The sequence below is a fragment of the Microcystis sp. M49636_WE2 genome, assembly GCF_030065375.1.
In the GTDB taxonomy this organism is placed as follows: domain Bacteria; phylum Cyanobacteriota; class Cyanobacteriia; order Cyanobacteriales; family Microcystaceae; genus Microcystis; species Microcystis aeruginosa_C.
The window spans coordinates 1-3,256 of sequence record NZ_JASJFG010000111.1 but is presented as its reverse complement, the minus strand read 5'-3'; the positions used below and the strand labels follow the sequence as shown (position 1 = coordinate 3,256).

General features: G+C 44.1%; 5 protein-coding genes and 1 tRNA gene. 2 read left to right on the top strand and 4 right to left on the bottom strand.

Going from position 1 to position 3,256, the window contains the following annotated elements; genetic code table 11:
* Both PX484_RS02660 and PX484_RS02655 read right to left on the bottom strand, forming a co-directional pair.
* A partial coding sequence (locus PX484_RS02660; RefSeq protein ID WP_288102764.1) for an aminotransferase class I/II-fold pyridoxal phosphate-dependent enzyme occupies window positions 1–725 on the bottom strand: 725 nt, incomplete at its 3' end.
* 67 nt (window positions 726–792) lie between these two features.
* Window positions 793–1,152: a DUF6464 family protein gene (locus tag PX484_RS02655; RefSeq protein ID WP_002763426.1), complete on the bottom strand. Its 360-nt coding sequence runs from the start codon at window positions 1,150–1,152 to the stop codon at window positions 793–795.
* A gap of 414 nt (window positions 1,153–1,566) precedes the next feature.
* Between PX484_RS02655 and PX484_RS02650 the strand changes: the two genes are divergently transcribed.
* The gene (locus PX484_RS02650) at window positions 1,567–2,115 is read left to right on the top strand and encodes an RDD family protein (RefSeq protein ID WP_002789701.1); all 549 of its coding nucleotides are present in this window, start codon (window positions 1,567–1,569) and stop codon (window positions 2,113–2,115) included.
* Window positions 2,116–2,266: 151 nt separating this feature from the next.
* Here the strand turns inward: PX484_RS02650 and PX484_RS02645 are convergent.
* Together PX484_RS02645 and PX484_RS02640 are read right to left on the bottom strand one after the other, a co-directional pair.
* Window positions 2,267–2,340: transfer RNA gene (locus PX484_RS02645), tRNA-Arg, on the bottom strand.
* A gap of 164 nt (window positions 2,341–2,504) precedes the next feature.
* Entirely contained in the window at window positions 2,505–2,696 is a 192-nt protein-coding gene (locus tag PX484_RS02640; protein WP_039899592.1) for a hypothetical protein, read from the bottom strand.
* Between the two features lie 206 nt (window positions 2,697–2,902).
* Here PX484_RS02640 and PX484_RS02635 point away from each other — a divergent pair.
* The coding region (locus PX484_RS02635; RefSeq protein WP_288102763.1) for a nucleotidyltransferase family protein at window positions 2,903–3,256 on the top strand (354 nt) is incomplete at its 3' end.

The following is a 3,256-nucleotide window of genomic DNA, read 5'->3' as shown; positions in this document are numbered from 1 at the left end:
GCTTTACTCAGGGTTCCCATCTGAATTAATTCCCGTCCCTGACAACCACAATATTCCACGCAACCTGTGCCATTTTCCCCCATAACCCCGGTAGCGTGGGCCTCATCCACCAAAACCATGCAATTATAAATCTCGGCTAGAGCGAGAATTCCCGCTAGGGGACAGATATCCCCATCCATACTAAACACTGTATCAGTGAGCAGTAAACAATGACGATAGTGATGACGGTGGGCTAATAGCTGATTTTCTAAGTCTTCGAGACTATTGTGCCGGTATTCTTTCACCGTGGCACCGCTTAACTTGGCTCCATTTTTGAGGCTAGAGTGATTGTATTGATCGCCTAAAATCAGGTCTTTCTGCCCCACTAAACAGGTAATTGTCCCCAAATTGGCTAAATATCCCGAACTAAAAACGATCGCGTCTTCGCTATTTTTAAAAGATGCGATCGCTAATTCTAAGTCTCGATGAAGATCTCGGTGTCCACTTAATAGACGCGAGCCGGTGCTTCCAGTTCCATAGCGTTGTGTCGCTGCTATGGCTGCCGCAATCATTCTTTCATCGGCTGCTAATCCCAGATAATCATTACTGGCAAAATTAATCAGCGATCGACCCTCTAATTCTATAACGGCTCCGCCCCGGCCTTGAATGGTTTTAACCCTTCGATACCAATCGGCCCGATGGAGGGTTTTTAAGCTATCCTCAATCCAAGAGTAAGGATGATTCATAGGCGATTGATCAATATAGCGGTTAGCTAGGGGAAAATAGCCAGATTGTTGCCGAAAAAAGGCTCTTTTAAGGGTTAATAGTTTCGTAAAAACGACAATCTTGACAGGGACCTGGGGGGTTAATCGCACAGCGCAACAGTTCGGATCTGGCGTTAAAACGACAACTAGCATCCCCCATCACCCAACGTCCTTCAATCAAACTTTTTTCGTTAGGGGTGGGAGCAGTTTGTACATAAAGGGATATTTTGCGTAAACAATAGCCACCAATCTTGTATTGATACTGGTGGTGACGTTCCAAAACCGCATAGGTTTGTCCTTTTAAGGCCAAATAATTACCCGGTTGTGGCATCCAATCCAACTGTATCTCTCCCAAACTTTGCCGCGGATGGGTCAGAATAACCTCCGTTGTTAATGAATCTTGCTCCATGATTATCCCTGTATTCTGGGCTACCTTTGCTCAATGGTAGCTTAGATCTCCGAGTCGATTAATAATTATATCTCCTGCAAAAATCAAAAATCTGACCTTAGGTGAGGAGACCCCCAGACAGAAGACTCCGAGACGGGGGGAGAAAAAAGACAAGAGACAAATATCCTAGAATTGCCAATTTCCCGATTAAAGTGGAAGATAAACCGCAGGATTTTTCCGAGAATTTACTTTAAATCTCTTGCATAATTAATTTTTCAGGGTTCAAAAACTGCAAAAATAAGGACTAAATGGCATAAAGTCTGTAAATAGACTATTTAACTAATTATTATTCATTCTTAATTCTCCTGACTACTGACTACTGGCTACTGACTCCTAACCCTCACAACAATTTTTGATTTTTACAAGAGGTCTTTTATGGTTTACCCCATCCCGCCTGAAGATAATCTACCGCAAAAATTTCCGAAAATTCCCTTAGATCGTCGCGCCTATGCTTTCCTGATCGACTTTGCCTCGATCTGGTTTTTAAGCTCCTTTGCGAACGGTACACCTGTACTGCAATTCTTCCTTTTTCTCCTGATCTGGTGGTGTTTGCGGGTGTTATTGGTAGCGCAGAATCAGGGTCAGAGTTTAGGCCGTTGGGCCTTGGATATGAAGATCATCGATCTACGACTTCAGCGTTTACCCGGAATTTTGGAGTTAAGCAAAAGAGAGGCGATCGCTGGTGGGGGGGCAGCTTTAATGATGCTAGGGTTAAATACTTTTTTTGGCAATCCTTTAAGTTTGATTTTACTATCTTCGCCCCTTTTCGCCGATTGTGGTATGGCGATCGGTGATGAGCAATTGAACCGAGCTTTCCACGATCGCATCGGTGGCACGATTGTTATTCCCACCCGTCGGGGTTTTTCTCTCGATCTACGTTTAAGAAGGCTTTGGTATCAAGTTAAGGGCAGAATGAGAAGATAAATACCGGTTATTCAGGAGACAGGAGACGGGAGACAGGAGATTGCTTTTATTTATTCTCCCCACCCCCCAATTCATAATTCATAATTCATAATTCATAATTCATAATTCCCACTTCCCCACACCCCAACATCTAACTGATCACTGAAAAAGGCGGGATCGGCCGGGATCGAACCGGCGGCCTAGTGCTTAGGAGGCACTCGCTCTATCCAACTGAGCTACGACCCCAATTTTTTCCCTAACCATGATAAGCCATCCATGGCTAAATTGCTGATTGCCATGGATTATTTAAGGGTTTTTTGGGGGGGTAATCTCGACTAATCCAGCAGAAAACGCCTCGATACCCACTCCCTTTTTTGTTTTATGGCCGCAACCTTGGCAGTATGTTAATTTTATTTGCCCTTGAGGGCTTTTTGAAAATTCTTGCGGTAGGCGGGATTAACAGCCAACAGAAGCGGCCAGAACAGTGTTAGAGCTAAACGATTGGGTAAACTGGAACTAAAGTTAGTGCTTCTGTATCCATTCCAGAATTTCCAACCACCGACACCGTAAACAATTATTAAGAGAAAAACAACCAGTCTCATGTCATCTCATCCTTGGATTTAGACAATTCACATCTCCCATTGTAAGCTTGGGTTTTGCCGGCTTGGGAAAAGAAAATATTGTCCTGAATCGGGGGGACGGTGTTAGAATGCCGGTTAGGAACTAGCTCGATCGAGATAGGAAAACTAAAGCCATAATTTGCAAAAAATATTTAAAAACGGCGAAAAGATAGCCTTGGGAGGAAGTTATGCGAGCGGTACTAATGGCAGGTGGTTCGGGGACAAGATTACGTCCGCTTACTTGTGATCTTCCCAAACCGATGGTCCCGATTCTCAACCGTCCGATCGCCGAACATATTATTAATTTACTGCGAAAGCATGACATTACTGAAATTATCACCACTCTGCACTATCTCCCCGATGTCATGCGCGACTACTTTCAAGACGGCAGCGACTTTGGAGTAAAAATCACCTACGCTGTGGAGGAGGATCAACCCCTAGGCACCGCAGGATGTGTGAAAAATATTGCCGAATGGTTAGATGATACCTTTCTGGTGATTAGTGGCGATAGTATCACCGATTTTGACCTGCAAAAAGCGATC

What these genes read in the sequence shown, in the direction of transcription:
- PX484_RS02650 (WP_002789701.1), top strand. Translation starts at nt 1,567, where the DNA reads ATGGTTTACCCCATCCCGCCTGAAGATAATCTACCGCAAAAATTTCCG.
- PX484_RS02655 (WP_002763426.1), bottom strand. Translation starts at nt 1,152, where the DNA reads ATGGAGCAAGATTCATTAACAACGGAGGTTATTCTGACCCATCCGCGG.
- PX484_RS02640 (WP_039899592.1), bottom strand. Translation starts at nt 2,696, where the DNA reads ATGAGACTGGTTGTTTTTCTCTTAATAATTGTTTACGGTGTCGGTGGT.